This window comes from Nocardia sp. NBC_00881 (assembly GCF_045207455.1).
Taxonomy (GTDB): domain Bacteria; phylum Actinomycetota; class Actinomycetes; order Mycobacteriales; family Mycobacteriaceae; genus Nocardia.
Window position 1 is genome coordinate 5,809,162 of the sequence record NZ_CP108798.1, and the last position, 16,611, is coordinate 5,825,772.

Annotated in this window: 19 protein-coding genes; 8 read left to right on the forward strand and 11 right to left on the reverse strand. The window is 67.3% G+C overall.

Annotated features, from left to right (window positions below; genetic code table 11):
• Positions 1 to 222: 222 nt before the first annotated feature.
• Together OH799_RS24865 and OH799_RS24870 are read right to left on the reverse strand one after the other, a co-directional pair.
• Entirely contained in the window at positions 223 to 750 is a 528-nt protein-coding gene (locus OH799_RS24865) for a peptidase (protein ID WP_406268595.1), read from the reverse strand.
• A 304-nt stretch (positions 751 to 1,054) separates the two neighbouring features.
• Entirely contained in the window at positions 1,055 to 1,678 is a 624-nt protein-coding gene (locus OH799_RS24870) for a superoxide dismutase (protein ID WP_357258452.1), read from the reverse strand.
• A 178-nt stretch (positions 1,679 to 1,856) separates the two neighbouring features.
• Here OH799_RS24870 and msrA point away from each other — a divergent pair, with 178 nt between their 5' ends.
• Complete coding sequence (gene msrA, locus OH799_RS24875; RefSeq protein WP_406268598.1) at positions 1,857 to 2,537, forward strand: peptide-methionine (S)-S-oxide reductase MsrA; 681 nt, start codon at positions 1,857 to 1,859, stop codon at positions 2,535 to 2,537.
• 68 nt (positions 2,538 to 2,605) lie between these two features.
• On the opposite strand, the gene OH799_RS24880 is transcribed toward msrA, so the two are convergent.
• Complete coding sequence (locus OH799_RS24880) at positions 2,606 to 3,217, reverse strand: hypothetical protein (RefSeq protein WP_406268601.1); 612 nt, start codon at positions 3,215 to 3,217, stop codon at positions 2,606 to 2,608.
• A 503-nt stretch (positions 3,218 to 3,720) separates the two neighbouring features.
• On the opposite strand from OH799_RS24880, the gene OH799_RS24885 reads away from it, so the two are divergent.
• The 4 genes from OH799_RS24885 (at position 3,721) to OH799_RS24900 (ending at position 7,264) form a co-directional block, all read left to right on the forward strand.
• Positions 3,721 to 4,092, forward strand: a complete 372-nt coding sequence (locus OH799_RS24885) for a rhodanese-like domain-containing protein (RefSeq protein WP_406268603.1) — start codon at positions 3,721 to 3,723, stop codon at positions 4,090 to 4,092.
• Between the two features lie 82 nt (positions 4,093 to 4,174).
• Positions 4,175 to 5,167 (forward strand): DUF4328 domain-containing protein, encoded by a 993-nt coding sequence (locus tag OH799_RS24890; protein WP_406268606.1) that lies wholly within the window; start codon positions 4,175 to 4,177, stop codon positions 5,165 to 5,167.
• Positions 5,164 to 5,931, forward strand: coding sequence for a glycerophosphodiester phosphodiesterase (locus OH799_RS24895; protein ID WP_406268609.1), 768 nt, complete (start codon positions 5,164 to 5,166; stop codon positions 5,929 to 5,931). Before OH799_RS24890 ends, OH799_RS24895 begins: the two co-directional genes overlap by 4 nt.
• A gap of 412 nt (positions 5,932 to 6,343) precedes the next feature.
• Positions 6,344 to 7,264, forward strand: a complete 921-nt coding sequence (locus tag OH799_RS24900; RefSeq protein ID WP_406268612.1) for a DUF5926 family protein — start codon at positions 6,344 to 6,346, stop codon at positions 7,262 to 7,264.
• 221 nt (positions 7,265 to 7,485) lie between these two features.
• Here OH799_RS24900 and OH799_RS24905 read toward each other — a convergent pair whose 3' ends face one another.
• The 5 genes from OH799_RS24905 to OH799_RS24925 form a co-directional block, all read right to left on the reverse strand.
• The gene (locus OH799_RS24905) at positions 7,486 to 8,034 is read right to left on the reverse strand and encodes a ferritin (RefSeq protein WP_357258433.1); all 549 of its coding nucleotides are present in this window, start codon (positions 8,032 to 8,034) and stop codon (positions 7,486 to 7,488) included.
• A 71-nt stretch (positions 8,035 to 8,105) separates the two neighbouring features.
• Entirely contained in the window at positions 8,106 to 8,654 is a 549-nt protein-coding gene (locus OH799_RS24910) for a ferritin (RefSeq protein ID WP_406268614.1), read from the reverse strand.
• 10 nt (positions 8,655 to 8,664) lie between these two features.
• Complete coding sequence (locus tag OH799_RS24915) at positions 8,665 to 10,050, reverse strand: LCP family protein (protein WP_406268617.1); 1,386 nt, start codon at positions 10,048 to 10,050, stop codon at positions 8,665 to 8,667.
• A gap of 122 nt (positions 10,051 to 10,172) precedes the next feature.
• Entirely contained in the window at positions 10,173 to 10,967 is a 795-nt protein-coding gene (locus OH799_RS24920; RefSeq protein WP_406268619.1) for a CPBP family intramembrane glutamic endopeptidase, read from the reverse strand.
• Between the two features lie 155 nt (positions 10,968 to 11,122).
• The gene (locus OH799_RS24925; RefSeq protein ID WP_406268622.1) at positions 11,123 to 11,893 is read right to left on the reverse strand and encodes a DUF2470 domain-containing protein; all 771 of its coding nucleotides are present in this window, start codon (positions 11,891 to 11,893) and stop codon (positions 11,123 to 11,125) included.
• Positions 11,894 to 12,055: 162 nt separating this feature from the next.
• Between OH799_RS24925 and OH799_RS24930 the strand changes: the two genes are divergently transcribed.
• The 3 genes from OH799_RS24930 (at position 12,056) to OH799_RS24940 (ending at position 14,143) form a co-directional block, all read left to right on the forward strand.
• A complete protein-coding gene (locus OH799_RS24930) occupies positions 12,056 to 12,472 on the forward strand; it encodes a hypothetical protein (RefSeq protein WP_406268625.1) in 417 nt (138 codons plus the stop codon).
• A 94-nt stretch (positions 12,473 to 12,566) separates the two neighbouring features.
• On the forward strand, positions 12,567 to 13,481 hold the full coding sequence (pheA, locus tag OH799_RS24935) for a prephenate dehydratase (RefSeq protein WP_406268628.1): 915 nt from the start codon (positions 12,567 to 12,569) through the stop codon (positions 13,479 to 13,481).
• Positions 13,478 to 14,143, forward strand: a complete 666-nt coding sequence (locus tag OH799_RS24940) for a histidine phosphatase family protein (RefSeq protein ID WP_406268631.1) — start codon at positions 13,478 to 13,480, stop codon at positions 14,141 to 14,143. Before pheA ends, OH799_RS24940 begins: the two co-directional genes overlap by 4 nt.
• 12 nt (positions 14,144 to 14,155) lie before the next feature.
• Here the strand turns inward: OH799_RS24940 and OH799_RS24945 are convergent, their stop codons facing one another.
• From OH799_RS24945 to OH799_RS24955, 3 genes are read right to left on the reverse strand one after another with little or no spacing between them, the layout of a single operon-like run.
• On the reverse strand, positions 14,156 to 14,983 hold the full coding sequence (locus OH799_RS24945; protein ID WP_406268633.1) for an ESX secretion-associated protein EspG: 828 nt from the start codon (positions 14,981 to 14,983) through the stop codon (positions 14,156 to 14,158).
• Positions 14,980 to 16,149: a PPE family protein gene (locus OH799_RS24950; RefSeq protein ID WP_406268636.1), complete on the reverse strand. Its 1,170-nt coding sequence runs from the start codon at positions 16,147 to 16,149 to the stop codon at positions 14,980 to 14,982. Before OH799_RS24950 ends, OH799_RS24945 begins: the two co-directional genes overlap by 4 nt.
• A gap of 49 nt (positions 16,150 to 16,198) precedes the next feature.
• Entirely contained in the window at positions 16,199 to 16,510 is a 312-nt protein-coding gene (locus tag OH799_RS24955; RefSeq protein ID WP_327111376.1) for a PE domain-containing protein, read from the reverse strand.
• Positions 16,511 to 16,611 lie beyond the last annotated feature (101 nt).

Genomic DNA, 16,611 nt, shown 5'->3' on the forward strand with positions numbered 1-16,611 from the left:
TCCAGGCCGAAGGTCTCGCCCACCGATCAGATGCCGGTTCACACAACCGGACCCGAACCCTGGCGGGGGCAGCGGGTCAGTATGTCGACTGTGTGATTGGGGGCTACTCCCCTTCGCTTCGATCGACCTTACCCGGCCGAAGTTGCGCTGCCAAGTCGTTGTAATCGAAATCGCAATGCGCACAATAAGTTTGGCAATCCACGGCGAGAATTTCGGTTACCCTCACGCGGCGAGCAGCATAGCCAGAACCGCGGTGTCGGGATCACTGATCGGGTCGAGACCGACCCGGCTGACCAGCGAGGTGACCGTGCCGTCGGACTCCGTCTCGGCCCAAGCGGCGCGGTGCTCCAGCCCGAGATGCGGCACACCGGGCAGCAGGACGCAGCCGGATGCCACGCCCGTGCACTCGGGCAGCGACGGGCGGGTTTCGGACGGAGGATGCAGCATCAGGAGGGCGGGCGGCACATGCTCGGCAAACCGCCCGGGCTCCACGGCCTCCGCGCCGAGCACCGGACCTTCGGCCAGCACCAGTCCGACCGTGCCGGGTGCCGGATCGTCTGGCAGCTCCTCGCGCACCCCGAAGACCGTCGAGGTCGTCAGTAATCCTGGCAGCGTGGCCACGCGCACGGCCAGCACGAGCACCTGCGCCCATTCCTTGGTGGTGTCCGGCCAGCGGCCGGAGATGATGAAACCCCGCAGCGAGCCGCGCGAGTGGAACGGCGTGATGCCGATCGGTTCGTTGGTGCGCATTTCTGCCTCCCGTCGTGACACCGGGGGCGGCCCTGCCCGTCGTCTTTACTGTGGATTCCCGAATATGAACCACAAATCACCTGGCACACAAGTACCAAAGAGTGCCAATTGGACGGCCGGCGACGGGCCGAGGGGCAATCTTGCTGCACACCGAACGGATTCGACCCGTACTCGGCCGAACCCTATCGGTCGGCAGCCCGGGCGTGCGCTCCGCAGACGCTGGAGCGACGGTGGACACAGAACGGGTCCGCGAATCCGAGCCGCGCGGCTCGGATTCGCGGACCCGACGCCGGTGCCGAACGGCTCAGCCGAAGATGAGGCCCTTGGCCTGAGTGGTCGCCTTGGCGAAGCGATCCTGGACGTCAGCCCAGTTGACGACGTTCCAGAACGCGGTGACGTAGTCCGCCTTGACGTTCTTGTACTGCAGGTAGAAGGCATGCTCCCACATGTCGACCTGCAGCAGCGGGATGATGCCGAGCGGGACGTTGGCCTGCTGGTCGTAGAGCTGGAAGGTCAACAGCTTCTGGCCGAGGGTATCGAAGCCGAGTACGGCCCAGCCGGAGCCCTGCAGACCGTTGGCCGCGGCGGCGAACTGCGCGCGGAACTTGTCGAACGAACCGAACTGGTCGTCGATCGCCGCGGCGAGCTCGCCGACCGGCTTGTCACCGCCGTTGGGGGAGAGGTTCTTCCACCAGATGGAGTGGTTGACGTGCCCACCCAGATGGAACGCGAGGTTCTTCTCGTGCAGGAAGATCGCGCCGTGATCGCCTGCCTCGCGGGCGGCTTCCAACTTCTCCAACGCGGTGTTCACACCGGCGACGTAAGCGGCGTGGTGCTTGGAATGATGAATCTCGTTGATCTGCCCGGAGATGTGGGGCTCCAGGGCGCTGTAGTCGTAGTCCAGATCTGGCAGCGTGTACTCAGCCACGATGTCCCTTCCTAGTCGGGCTGGGTGCGCACGGATTTCCGAGCACACCCAGCCATCATTCGTACACCCGATCGGTTCCAACCTGGCCGGATGCCCCCGCATTCCGGTGGCACCCGGGTCGCGCACCGTCACAACATGAACATCGGCACCACAGGAACCGCACGCGTAGCATCGAACCATGTCGTGGTACGACGAACTAGTAGGGCGCGTCAGACTTCCCGAGTCCGCCCTGGTCACCCCGGAGCGGGCGCTGCCCGGCCGGGCCGAACCGCTTCCGGTGCCGGATACCCATTTTGTGAACGGTCACCCGATCCACCCACCGTTTCCGGAAGACATGCAGGTCGGGGTCGTCGCCATGGGCTGCTTCTGGGGCGCGGAAAAGGGATTCTGGGAGCTCGACGGGGTCTACACGACCGCGGTCGGCTATGTCGGCGGGTACACGCCGAACCCCACCTATGAAGAGGTGTGCAGCGGGCGGACGGGGCACACGGAATCCGTGCTCGTCGTGTTCGATCCCGCGGTGATCGACTACGCGGGCACCCTCAAATACTTCTGGGAGAACCACGATCCCACCCAGGGCATGCGGCAGGGCAACGACCGCGGTACCCAATACCGTTCGGCCATCTTCACTCTCGATGCCGAGCAGGCCGAGGTAGCCCGCTCGACCGAGGAGTTTTTCGGCAAGCGTCTGGCCGAGGCCGGATACGGCGAGATCACCACTGAGATCGCGCCGCTGCCCGAGTTGTCGGGCTTCTACTACGCCGAGGGCTACCACCAGCAGTATCTGGCGAAGAACCCGGGCGGATACTGTCCGGTCCATGCCACCGGCGTGAGCTGCCCGGTGGGCTTGGGTGCCTGACGTTCCGGAAGCGGAGAAACGAAAACCGCCCATGCGATCAGGCCGGAGGGGCGGTTCGGCGTCGGGCGTTACAGCGGAGGTGCGATGCCGGGGCGGGTGGCCCGCGGGTCGCCCGCGTCGTGCGCTTTCCACCAGCGTGCGCCGCCCTCGATGAAATCCGGCAGCGGGATCTGCGTGCCCTGCGAATCGCAGATGCTGATGTCATCGAACCACACCCGCACGTCGAGTTCGCGCGGATCGATGCCCTCTTCCTGGGAGAACTCCAGCACATGGCTGGAGCTGTGATCGTCGATCTCGGTATCGAAGCTGAGCAGCTCACTCCACAGGGCCCAGCCACTGTCGTCGAGGTCGATGAATTCCCAACCGTGTAGCCGCCCGCCGCCGAAGCTGCGGATCGCCTCGCCGAGGCCGTCCAGTTGCAGCGGCAGCACCCGAGGTTCCATATCGTCCCAGTGCTGCACTCGCAGTGATGCGGCGACCCGGCTCACGCCGGTGAATGCCACCTGGACTCGATAATCGTCGGATGCCGTTCCGTTCTCCGGAAGCGTCAGCACCTCGAGGTCGAGTTGTAGCCGATTGGCCGCCTGGTCCACCGCGAGGCCGAGGCACGCGGCCTCGGACAACGCGACATTGAGGCCGACTATGTCCATTCCGCCGAGTAGCCCCCTGCTCACGTCCATGTCCTCAGGCTACCGACCGCCACTGCCTGCACCGGGTATTTCATCTTTTCGTCAGTTTCGCGTTGTGCATGGAACCGAACGCGGCCCGGCCCCGTCCAAGTAGGTATCGGAGCCTCCATCGCTGCAGGTTCCGAGGTGGGTGACGAATGGCCGCTCCGGGATGATCAGGAGGGGAGTCCCGGATCGGTCATTCGCATCACTCGATTCGCCAGGCACACCCCGATGCACCTCGAGCTGCGGCTCCGAGGCGAGTGGTCGAGTAAAACCGATCAGTTGCTTGATAGCCACGGCCTGTGGGTGTGTTCTGCCCGATAGTTGCACCCTGTGGATCAGGTTGTGGATTATGTGGATAACTTCGACCGACTACGCGCAACCTGCATGGCAGTGGGGCCGGGGTCATGTTCCGAAGGGCAAACCATACCTGATGTCGCGAGTCGCCGTCGAGTCTCCTGCCCCGCCCCGGAACTCCACGGCAGTCCGCCGCCCATGGCAGGATCGGAACTGTGACGAGCCCCCACGTTCCGTCGGTCGCGGTGGAAGACGTACCTACCGATTTCGACGGCGGCGTGCCCGCGTCGGCCGACACTCCGCGACCGATCCTGCTCGACGTCCGCGAGGACGACGAGTGGCAGCTCGGGCACGCGCCAGGCGCGATCCACATCCCGATGGTCGACGTGCCCGCCCGGCTCGACGAGCTGGAGTACGACGCCGATCTCTACGTTGTTTGCAGGCAAGGCGGCCGGTCGCTCCAGGTGGTCGAATACCTCACGCACATCGGCTTCGACGCTATCCAGGTTCGCGGTGGCATGGTGGCGTGGCAGCACGCGGGGCGCCCGCTGGTCGCGCAGGGCGACCAGCAGGCGAAGATCTACTGACGAAAGAACGAGGTGCGCGGTGAGTACGGTGGTGCAACCTTGTGCGCGCTGCGGCGCGCGCTGGGCCGTGCAAGGGGCACCGATGCACTGGTGCCCGCGCTGCCGCGGCGTGCTGCTCTCGCCCGCGCCGATCGACGCTCCCGCCGACCGGCGTAACTACCGATGGGTGGCGCGCAGACCTGACCAACGCGCCCGCCGGGTACAACCCGCGCGCCCAGCGGTTCGGACGGAGACGCCCCGCTACGCGCAGCCCCCGCGCTGGGGGTTGATCGACCCGCCGGCGCAGGCTACTACCGCACCGTCGCGTCCGTTCGGCCGGCTGACGGACTCGGTGACCAAGCTGCTGGTCGCGACCGCAGTTGTGTTCGCCGTCGCCACGGTGGCCGAGCTGGTGCGCTATCTGATCCTGCTGCGCAACCGGACCCGCCTGATTCATCCCGCCGTGCTGTTCTGCTCCGACGCGTTCGTCATCGGCTCCGCCGTCCTCGCACTCATGCTCGCGCTGGTGACGGCGGTGGCCGTGCTCGGCTGGCTGATCGAGACCAGGCGGGTGGCCTACGCGGAGGCCGGCAGGCGCGACCCGCGCTCACGGCCAGCGCTCGCGCTCGGTTGCCTCGTTCCGGTGGTCAACCTGCTGTGGCCGGGGATCTTCCTCACCGAGGTCGTCGCGCGACGCGGTGATCCGCGCGCCGTCCGCGCGGTCCGGATCTGGTGGGTGACCTGGGCGTTCGGCGGCATCGTCACGGTGGCCGCATTGCTGTGGCGAACTGCGGATTCGCTGCAGGCCAAAGCGGACGGGGTGATGTTCACCGCGTTCACCGACGCAGTCGCCGTCGGCGTCGCGTTGCTGACGTTGTGGGTGCTGCAAACAATCGATGGGCATGATTTGCTCGGTCGCGGCCGGATCGCGCGTCGTTGGTTGATCGCGGTCGATCCCGCCGTGCCGGTGATCGAGCCAGTGCATCCCGGCGGCGACCGGGAAGCCGACACCACGCGAGCCGAGGCGATCGCCACGCCCGCGGACGAGGACGACGGTGCTGTGGACCGTGAGCAGGAGGAGGTTGTGGCCAAGTGAGCCAGGGCAGTCGCGCGCCGTTCGTCGTCGCGCATCGAGGCGCCTCGGCGGCGCGCCCCGAGCACACGCTCGCCGCCTACGAGCTGGCACTCCAGGAGGGCGCCGACGGCGTCGAATGCGACGTCCGGCTGACCCGTGACGGGCACCTGGTGTGCGTGCACGACCGCACAGTGGATCGGACCTCCTCGGGCACCGGACTGGTCAGCGAGATGACCCTGGCCGAACTCCAGGCACTCGACTTCGGCGGCGACGGCGAGCGCGCCACGGTGCTGACCCTCAGCGAGCTGATCGGCTTGGTGCTGGACTGGCGCAGTAGGCCGACAAAGTTGTTCATCGAGACCAAACACCCGGTCCGCTACGGGGCGCTGGTGGAGAACAAGCTGCTGGCCGAACTCCAGCGATTCGGCATCGCCGCTCCCGCCTCGGCCGACCACTCTCGCGCCGTGGTCATGTCCTTCGCGGCCACCGCGGTCTGGCGGATCCGCCGCGCCGCGCCGCTGCTGCCCACCGTGCTGCTCGGCGAATCGTCGCGCTACCTGGGTGGATCGGCCGCTACGACGGTCGGCGCGACCGCCGTCGGCCCGTCGGTGAAGACCTTGCGCGACCACCCGGAACTGGTCGACAAGGCCGCCGCCGCGGGCCGCGCCACCTACTGCTGGACCGTCGACGACCCCGGCGACGTCCAGCTGTGCGCTGACCTCGGCGTCAGCTGGATCGCCACCAACCACCCTGGCCGCACGAAGTCGCTGCTCAGCGCCGCCTGAACCGGCTACATCCGGCCACCGGGAAGATCGCTCGCACTTCCAGATCCGACTGCTAGCGCCTCACGCAATCACACAAGGCATCCCGTTTCCGACTTGTGCATTGCCCGCTCGTGTCCGAGTGGCTGACGTGTCCGCTATTGAATCGCCCGCGACAGCTCACGTCCGAGCCACCGACGCATCCGCAAACGAGTCACCAGCCGCAGCCACCTACCTCCACCAGCAAAACACCCGGTGCTGCAATTGCCCACCAGGGCCACATCGGCCCAACTCCCGCTTCCGAGCGGAGCGAGACCGAGCATTGTCCGTTCGCGACGCAGTCGCCAGCGGTGGTCGCGCGGCCAGAACACGGCCGCGAACACGCAGCGCCGCAGGCGCTGCCAATTCAACACAGCACCCTGTAGGTTGACCCCTCGTGGGTAAGAGCAAGCGCAACAGTCCTAAGCCCGGTGGGAACCGGGCACAGCGTCTCGCGGAGCGGCGGGCGGCACTGGAGCAGGCGGCGCGGGGCGTCACGCGTCCGTTCGAGGGCCTGGCCGCGGAGTGCGATCTCGTCGCGCTGCGTGAGTTCGTTCCGTCGGCGACCGCGCAGCTGACGCTGTCGCCCGAGGTCGCGGCCGAGCGCACGGTCGTGCTCGCCACCGTGCTGCCCGGCGCGGTGGCCGCGCTGGTGCGGGCCGACGACGAGCCGAGCGGCTACGTCGGCGCGCAGGTGCAGTTCCAGGGAGCCGATCCGGCCGCCGATCTCGCCGCGGCGATCCTGTGGACGCAGTCGGCCGAGCCCGGCGACTCGCTGACCTCCGTGGAGAGCGTGGCGGGCGGTCCCAGGTTGGCCGACGTGATCGACCCTGGGGTGGGGCTGGATCTCACGGTGCACCAGGACTTCGACTGGTGGGTGCCCGAGGGCGTCGATCCCGACCCGCAGGTCGCGGCGACCATCGAGCAGGCCAAGCAGGCGATCATGCCGTCGGCGCGGCTCGGGCTGGACGCGGACGCGATCGGCGCGGCCTGGTGGGTGGACGCGGGCGAGAAGGCCCACATCCGCTGGGTCCGGCCGGAGGACGAAGACAACCTGATGAAGGCCTTGGCGCGCCTGCACGCCTCGGGTGGTCTACAGCTCGGTGACGGTTCGCGGTTCGCGGGTTCGTTCCGCACGCACGGCCTGTTGGTGCCGGTGTTCGACCTGGATCGTGAGCGGCACGCCGACGAGTGGGTGAAGCCGGCCATCGAGTTCGGCGCTCGGCTGGCCGATGCGCTGGCCACGGAGGCTCCGCTGACGGCCGACGAACGGCGTTCGCGCGACGGTCTGCGGTCTCGTCAGATCACCCTGCGCTGAGCCGGGAAGTTGTCGCCCGGTTTTCAGTCGGTTCTCGCTACCACCGAAATTCGGTGGGAGGTAAGACCAATCGCACCGAACCGATTCGGAAAGTGAAGAAACCATGGACGCATTGCTCACACGGTTCGGTGCGATGAGTTCTCGGTAGGGCATACCTATAACGCGGCGACAGGCCCAGCTCTTCGCGAAGAGCTGGGCCTGGAGTCTTTTGGGAAACGCCGTCAGACGCTGCCGCCCGCTGTCGAAGGGGCACCGGAGGTATCACTGGGGCCGCTCATTTCCCGGGCGATGAATTCTTCGAGGTCGAACAGGTTCGACCCCGCGCGATCGGCGATCGTGAGCAGGGTAGTCATATTGGCGACCTCTTCGACCTGCTCCTTCAGGAACCACTGCATGAACTGTTCGCCGAGGTAGTCGCCCTCTTCCCGGGCCGTGCTCGCCAGCTGGATGATCTGGTCGGTGACCGTCTTCTCCTGGGCGAGGGCCAGCGCGATCGGTTCGCGGGCAGTCTCGAAGCGCGATTTGGCGGCATCGACGCCGGAAAGCTCGATACTGATATCCCGATCGAGGAAGTACTGCACGATCATCATCGCGTGGTTGCGTTCTTCGACCGCCTGCGCGTAGAAACGCTTGGCCAACTGGGGCAGATCCGCGTTATCGAACCACACCGCTATCGCAATGTATTGATGTTCGGCGTTGAATTCGTGCCGGATCTGGTCGTGCAGCAGGCCATGGAATTTGCTGCGGGGGGATTCCGGATGACTGGACATATCAGCGACATTAGCGCTGGTCACGCCACGTGTCATCCAAGTGCAACCTTATTGAGGCTAGTGTTGCCTAATTAATTCTTCGCTGCCCCTGCGATTTTCGGCGCCGTGCCGTCGAAGGGCTGCGGCGCTCGAAGCTCGCGGGCGATGAACTCCTCGACGTCGAACAACTGACCCGCGGCACGATCGATGACAGTCAGCAGCGTGGTCGTTCTGGCCACGTTCCGCACCTGTTCTTCGAGGAACCACTGGATGAATCGCTCGCCGAGATAGTCACCGGACAGGCGCGCCGCACGGGCCAGGTCGCTGATCTGGGTACTGCGGGTCTGTTCGACATCCAGCAGGAAAGCTATTGCGGCGCGCGGGTCTTCGAAGGTCGAGCGGACCTCGTCCAACCCACCGATCTGCACATAGAGGTCACGGTCGAGCAGGTACTGCACCATCCGTAGGGCGTGCGCGTAGTGCTCCCGCGACCGGCCGTAGCCGTGTCCGGCCAACTGCGGCAACCGGTTCGAGTCGAAGTACACGGCGGCGGCGAGATACTGCTGGGCGGCGGTGAACCCGTGACGGATCTGTGCGCGCAGCAAGTCGGGGAAGGACTCAGCGACATCGGTGTCCGTCATGTCCCCGACGCTACCTCGTCAGCAGATCCTCCGGTACGGCTTGGTCCTTGGCGAGCGCGTTGAAGAACCGACTCGCCTTGTCCTTGTCCCACAGCAGCACGTTGCCGCTATCGGTGTCGGCGAATCCGCCGACCGGCACCGCCGTCGCGACCGTTTCGCCCTTCAGTGCCCAGCCGAGCCTCGCCAGGTCCCAGATGTGGTCGCCGTTGTCGACCTTCAGCGACTTTGCGGTATCGGTGGCCAGCGGCCAGAGCTTGAACGGGTTGGCCAGGGTGGCACCGCTGGTCGCCTTCTTCAGGAGGGCGGCCATGAAGATCCGCTGGTTGTTCATCCGGTCCAGGTCGGCGAGGGCGGTGGCGCGGCTGCGCACAAAGCCCAGCGCCTGGGGTCCGTTCAGCCGCTGGCAGCCCGCTTGCAGATCGATGCCCGCGAGCGGGTCGTCGATGGGCTTCGGGACGCACACGTCGATGCCACCGAGCGCGTCGACCACGCTGGCGAAGCCGCCGAAGCCGATCTGCGCGTAATGGTCGACGCGCACGCCGGTGGCGATCTCCACGGTCTGCACGAGCAGCGCCGGGCCGCCGAGCGCGAACGCGGCGTTGAGCTTGTCCTTGCCCTGGCCGGGGATGCTCACGTAGGAGTCGCGCGGCAGGCTGATCAGGGTGGTCTTACCCGATTCGGAAACATGCACCAACATGATCGTGTCGGTGCGCTCTGGCCCGACTTCGCCGCCGGTGGCGAGCTCCTGCTCCTGCTCGGGGCTCAGGCCGCCGCGTCCGTCGGAGCCGACCAGCAGCCAGTTCGTGCCGGGTGTGTTGCCGACCCGGTCGGCGTAGTTCGCCAAGGCGGGGATCCGGTTCAGCGAGCGGTCCAGCTGGACGACGGCTCCTACCGCGGCGAGCACCAGCACTAGCAGCAACGCCAGGAACCAGCGGAAGGGGTGGCGCTTGCGGCGTGGTCGCGGCGCTCTCGGCGGTCGCTGCCCGCGTGGTGGCGGAGGTGGTGGCGGCGGACCTTCGCGGTACGGCCGCGGCTGCCGTGTCGGTGCGTGCGGCGGTCCTGCGCCGTACCGGGCCGGGCGCTGGGTGGGGGCGTGCGGTGGGCCTTCGTGGTGCGGGACGGGACGCTGGGTCGGCGCATGCGTGCGTGCCTGCGGGGGTTTGCGTGGCGGCGGCATTCGCGGCGGGACCGGCTCCGGCGTGACCTGCGAATAGGCGAGCGGCGGCGGGTACGGACCCGGGGCGCCGTCGCGGCGCAGCACCTGGGTGGGCTCGATGCGCGGTGGTTGCGGGTCCCCCGCCGCCGGCGCGCCGCGCCGCATCGGGGGATCGCCGGGACGGCCGGGCGGCGGCACCCGGCGCATCCGCGCGTTGCGCTGGGGGTCGTCGCCGTTCATCACTGAGACTCTACTTATCGGGAGGGCTTCGGGTGCCGCGCGTGTCGGCCCCGAAGTGGAGGCTGTCTTCCGTAATTCGCGAGGGAAACCCAGCCGTTAGCGCGACAAAGGGAACAGTTGCGTCACGGAAGCCACGAAACATGGCTGCGCAGAACCGTATAGCCGAGGTAGGCGATCGTGTCGATGGTCGCGTGCGCGAGCACCAGCGGCCACAGCCGGTTCGTGCGCTGCCAGTAACGCCCGAAGATAAATCCCATCGCCACGTTTCCGAGCCCGCCGCCCAGACCCTGATACAGGTGGTAGCTGCCACGCAGCAGGGCCGAGGCCAGCAACGCGGAGTTTGCCGACCAGCCGAGCCTGCGCAGCCGGGTGATCAGAAACGCCACCACGACGACCTCCTCGGCGACCGAGTTTGCACAGGCCGACAGGATCAGCGCGGGCAAACGCCACCAGTAGTCGTCGAGCGAGGCGGGCACGATGGTCACGCTGAAGCCCAAGGCATGCGCGACGAGATACAGCGCGAGCCCTGGCAACCCGATGATCGCGGCGAGCACCATGCCGGGCAGCACGTCCGTGCGCCACCGGATCCGGTTCGCCAGGCCGATCATCCGCGGCCCCATGCCGCCGCGCCACAGCAGATACAGGCCGAGCGCCGCCCACCCCGCCAGGCGCAGCACGCTGAGCAGCTGGAAGAGCAGATCGATGGTGGACTGGGTGGATCGCGACGGATTCAGCGCGACGGTCCGTCCGCGGACGCCGCCTGGCGCGAGCGCACTGTCCACCAGCGAGAGAGCCGCGTTCAGCCCGCTCAGGCCGAATGTGACCAGCAGCACTAGGAGGATCTCGAGTTTGATCCCGAGCCGCTCCCGATCCGTCGGCTCGGTCTCGTCCCACTCGGCACCGGACGTCGCACGCATGGGTCGAATCTATTGCGCGCGGACCGTGGGGTGAGCGGCGCGTCAGCGTCGGAATTACTCGGATCGGGATCGATGCGCCCGCGAACCCGGATTCGTGGTCGACGAACCGCGGCAGCGGCCGGGAGGTTGGTTGCGGACGGCTCTGTGAACAAGAGTCAGATGCGGCGCAGGCCGTTGAGGAACGGGCAGCCGGCCAAGGTCCGTACGGCGCGACCGAGCGCCTCGATGTCGTCGGCCGGTGCGCTGAACGGCAGTCGGAAGTCGTGGTCGCCGTCGAATCCTTCGACGCGCAGGGTGAGGCCGTAGCGGTCGATGGCCAGCGGGTGCACGATGCCGCGCTGGAGGCTGGGCGGCAGGTGCCGGGCCAGTTGGGCGACGACGTCGGCGTGGTCGGTGTCCATGTGCTGCAGCCAGGCGGATTCCATGGCGGAGAACGGATCCGGTTGGGCAAGGCGGAGCTCGTCGCTGCTCACCGATTCCGCACCGGTCGAGTCGGCCACCACGGCGGAGCCGATCACCAGCCGCAGCAGGGTTGCGCCGTGGCCGATGTCGAGCAGGCCGGGATGCGGGTTCTCCTTGGCCACTTCGCCGGCCAAGGCGCGTTGCGCCTGCGCGGGCACCGCGCGTACCCAGCCGCGCAACCAGACCAATGCCCGTACCGGTTCGCGTAGCGGCAGCGGTGCGTGATCGGTCAGCTCTAGCACCGCGGGCGCTCCGCTGTCGCCCGAATTGCCCGCCAGGACCGCCGCGACCGAGGCGGTCGGCACCGCGATCACGGCGTCACCGCACTGGCGCACGTGGTGCACGGAGATCGGCGTCGTGTCGATGCCCGGCATAGCCAACACCGCATGCTGGGCATGCGCACATGCGCTGCGTACCCGCTCGGCGGTAGAAGGTGCGACGGTCGTCGGGGTGGGACGCGGCATACAAACCTCCGGTAGTCGAGCCGTACGATGATTAGGTTACCCTAAGCTAAGTTGATGGGGTGGTATTTCGCAAGCGTCCCGATCGACCCGATCGAAGCGAGTTACCGGAGCGCCGCGAATTCCTGCGTTCGAGCCGCCTCGACGGGTTGTTACGGTGAGGACGTGGCAGAGCGGACGGAAGCTGCGGGGGAACCGGTGCTGGTGAGGTTGTCGGCGCCCGCGCGACGCAGCCTGGTCGACGATTTGGTGTGCGGTGTCGGCGCAGGCGCGACCGCGCCAATCCTCGGACTGGATGCGCCGGACGCTGAGATCGCCGACTTTCTCGCGGGCGTGGCGCACGCCGACGGCGGCTTCGTGGCACGCACTTCGTCCGGCGAACGAGCGCTGGCCATTGTCGCCGCGACGGCCGCAGCGCTGTGCGGTGACGACATCCGCGTCGCACTGAGCAACCCCGATGTCGCATTCCTCACCGCGCTGAAACCGCCCGCGGTCGAGGCCATCCGATCGGTCCTGCTCGCCATCGAAACCGAGGCCGCCGACCAGGTCACCAGCGCGTTGAGCGTGCTGACCGGCAGCTGAGCGCACACTCACGGGTCGCTGTATATCTGTCGCGTGTGGCATGCTCGGCGAAATCCGCGGAGGGTCGGGCGAACACGCAAGTACTGTCGTAACCGTGCCGCGAATCGCGTACTTCGGGCCGTCCGGAACCTTCACCGAGATGGCCCTCGCCGAACTCGAATCCTCGGGGGCCTTCGACGGGCCCGTCGAGCGGGTCGCCGCCCCCAGCCAGGGGGCCGCGCTGGACCTGATCCGCTCCGGCGACGTCGAGGGGGCGGTGGTGCCGATCGAGAGCTCGGTCGAGGGCTCGATCTCGGCAACGCTCGACTCTCTGGCGATAGGCTCGCGCCTGCAGATCGTCGCCGAAACCGAGCTCGAGGTGAGCTTCACGATTCTCGGCAAACCGGGGACGACCACACAGGACGTGCGTACGCTCGCCGCGTATCCCGTGGCCGCCGCCCAGGTGCGGCTGTGGGTTGCACGGCACCTGCCGCACGCCCGGTTGTACACGTCGGCGTCCAATGCGGCGGCCGCGGAAGACGTAGTGGCGGGCAATGCGGATGCCGCCGTCTCGACGGCGTTGGCGGGGAAACGACTCGGGCTGGTCGCGCTGGCCTCCGGTGTCGCCGACCACGAGCAGGCGATCACACGTTTCGTGCTGTGCACCCGACCCAGGGTGGCGCCGCCCCCCACCGGAACGGACCGCACCTCGATCGTGCTCGACCTGCCGAACGAGCCCGGTTCGCTGATGCGCGCATTCGCCGAGTTCGCCACGCGCGGTATTGATCTGACCAGAATCGAGTCACGTCCGACCCGAACCGGCATGGGCACCTACCGTTTCTATCTCGACTGCGTCGGGCATATCGACGACACGGCGGTGGCCGAGGCGCTCAAGGCATTGCACCGCACCGCACCGATCCGGTTCCTCGGATCCTGGGCGGCGACCTCGACGACCGGCACGCCGCCGCCATCGGACGAAGCGGCGGCGGAGTGGTTGATTCAGCTGAGAAAGGGGGTGGCGGACCTATGAGCGGAAGGTTGATCCTGGTCCGGCACGGAGAGACCGAAGGGAATGTCGCCAAGCTGCTCGACACCAGGGTGCCAGGATTGCCGCTCACCGAACGTGGTGCCGCACAGGCGAAGACGTTCGGCGAGGGGCTGCTCGATCCGCCGAAAGTTCTGTTCAGCTCGGCAGCGCTGCGTGCACGGCAGACGGCGAACTACATCGAGGCGGCGACCGGTGTGCCCGCCACCGTGCTCGACGGTCTGCACGAGGTGCAGGCCGGTGACCTGGAAGGACAGCACAGCGAAGAGGCGCACCGGACCTTTCAGCGGATTTACGGTGCCTGGCACGACGGCGATCTCACCCAACGGGTGCCGGGAGGGGAATCGGGCCAGGATGTCCTGGACCGCTTTCTGCCCGCGATCGTGCAGTTACGGGAGACCTATCTGACGCCCGAATCGGGCGATGGCGATGTGCTGCTGGTCAGCCACGGCGCCGCTATGCGACTCGTCGGCCGCACACTCGCCGGTGTGCAACCACCGTTCACGACGAACAACCACCTGGACAACACCGAAACCATCGAGCTGGTCTCGATGCCCGACGGTGGGTGGGAGTGCATTCGCTGGGGCCGCTTCACGCCACCGTTCGGTTACGACGTCGCGCCGACTTCCGACGACCCGATGGGTTAAGGCACGGCGCGTTCAGGAAAGCTTCGGGTTCTTCGGGAAGTCTTCGCGTTCCGGCAGCGAGTTGATCAGATCCTGCAGCGCCGTGCGCAGTCGTGCGGTGGTTCCGCTGCTGAGTGAGGTCCATTTGACGCCGTCGTCGGACCTGCTCGCGGTCGCGATGAATCGTCCTGCGCGCGTGTTGAACACGGCGATGTGGTTATCGGTTACGTCCCGGGTGCCGTCGCCGTACACCACGCCGACTATCTCGGCATACGAGTGGATCTCGACCAGGGCGGCGGCCAACGTCCTCGCATCATGCGCAGGGTTGCCGACCTTCGTCAGTCGTTCCGCGGTGGCCGCGGCGTCCCCGGTGTCTCCGAAGATCGTGGCGAGCTGATCGGTCGGAGCGTTCATGCCGTAGAGCTCGAGCGGTTCGGCGTAGCCGAGTGCAGCAAGCGCCGTGCCAGGCAGATCGATCCCTGCCTCGTCGATGACGTAGGAGTCCTGCCCGCGAAGAGCGACGACCGAGAGGTCGACGCTCTTCGCCAGACAGAAGCGGCTCACGTATCCATCGACAATCAACCGCAGCGCGATGATCCAGTGCGGCCGGTTCAATGCGCGCAGCCGATCCTCCAGATCGAGGTGCACCACATCATCGATGAGCAGCTCCCGCTGGACGAGGGACTCGGCGGCCGCGTCCATCGCCGCCTTGTGATCGGTCACGTTGTCGTAGCGTCCCCTCGCGTTCAACACGACCGGGACCTCGATCTCCAGCTTCTCCAGGAGAAACTGCATCTCGTCGAGGGACAGGACGACCGCCTCGAGCGTCGATGGGCCATGGCCCGCACCGAGTACGGTCACTTAGCCGTCCCGCTGAAGTCACCGCCGCCGATGACCCCATCGGCGGCGAACCGACCGTCGTTGAAGTGCTCGGTCGACCGAAGGTAGTCCGGGCCGTCGTGCTCGGTCTCATCGTCCTCGGCGCTGCGGGCCTGGTTCCCCAGCAGGGGGTTGCCGTTGCCCGTATTCGCCGGCCGGACCGGCGCCGCGTCGACCCGGTTGACCGCGACGGTCTCCTGCGCGGGGGAGCCGCCGCCGATCGTGCCGTTCGTGCCCCAGCCTTCCGGGAGCTCGAGGGAGCCGTTGTTCATCCCCGCCGGAGACCCGGTGCCGGAGAACGATACGGCGCGGGTCGCGGCGGCGCTACCGGCGGTAGCCACACCGGCGCCCATGGCCATCGGAGCGATGCCGGACATGGCGGGCGCGGTGTTGGTGGCCGCCGCTATCGCACTGCCCGCGACATTTCCGACGGTCGAAACACCGGTGGTGGCGATCGAACCGACAGCCTGGGCGGCCTGCGTGGCAGCGCTCGCCACGCCGGGGTTGCTCAGGAATGCCTGTGTGGCGGCGATGGCGGTTTGAATCGGATCAGCCGGGACCTCGAACGCCGCGTCTGCCGCCTGCCCAGGGTTGGCCGTTCCGGCGCCGCTGGCGATCGGCGGCGGCATCAGGAACTCGGCGGGGGTGGCGAGCATGGCGCTTGTCGCGGCTTCGTAGGTCTCCATGACCAGCGCGGCACGGATGTCCATGAGGTTCCTGGTGACCTCCGCGGCCTCGAAGGCGCCGGTCAACACCCCCGGCGGGTTCGCGGAGGCCGCCAGGGCGGTGTTGACGGCCGCGATCTCCGGCGGGCTCGGCATCGCCAACGCGGCGACGGTATATGCGATGACATTCCCCGCTGCCTTCGCACCCATCGCGGCAGCTTGGACGCCCTGCTGTTCGGACCAGCCGAGGAAACCCGTGAGCTTGCTCAGCACGGCGATACCGTTGATGCCCTGCATACCGACGCCGAGTTCGGCCATTACCCTGGCGACGGTTGTTGTCGCGTCGACCCAGGCGGCGGTGAGCCCGCCCCAGGCGGTGGCGGCCGCCGAAATCGGAATCGCGTGCGCGCCCGCGTGAAGGGTGGCCGAATTGATCTCCGACGGCCGGGCGGCCCAGATCACCCCGGTGACTCCTGCAACCATGTTGTCTTCTCCCCTGACTAGGTGTTGCTGACGGGTCTCGGTGTCGGAACTACACCTGGATGGCGTTGATGCCCGTGGCGCGCACCACATCACCGGCGATGTGCTGGGCCAACTGCATGCGCAGCGTTGCCGCGGCGTGGTGGCATTCCAGAATTGCCTGCGCGACCGCACGATCGTGGGACATCGCCCCTTGGTTGAAATGGCCGGCGCCGAGGAATGAGACTTCCTCCGCGCCAGAGGGAAGCACGTGCGTCGCGGGCGCGGTTATCGCTGCTGCGGCGGCCAGTCGTTCGGCAACGAGGTCGAGTTCGGCTGCGGCGGCGAGAATGGCTTCGGGTGCGATCAGTACGTGTCCAACCATGACTCGACTCCTTCTAGTGGTTATGGGGCGGAACCACGAGAATTCCCCCTACGAGTGATAGGACGCGACAGCAACGCGATCGGTTCCATCGAATCCCCTAC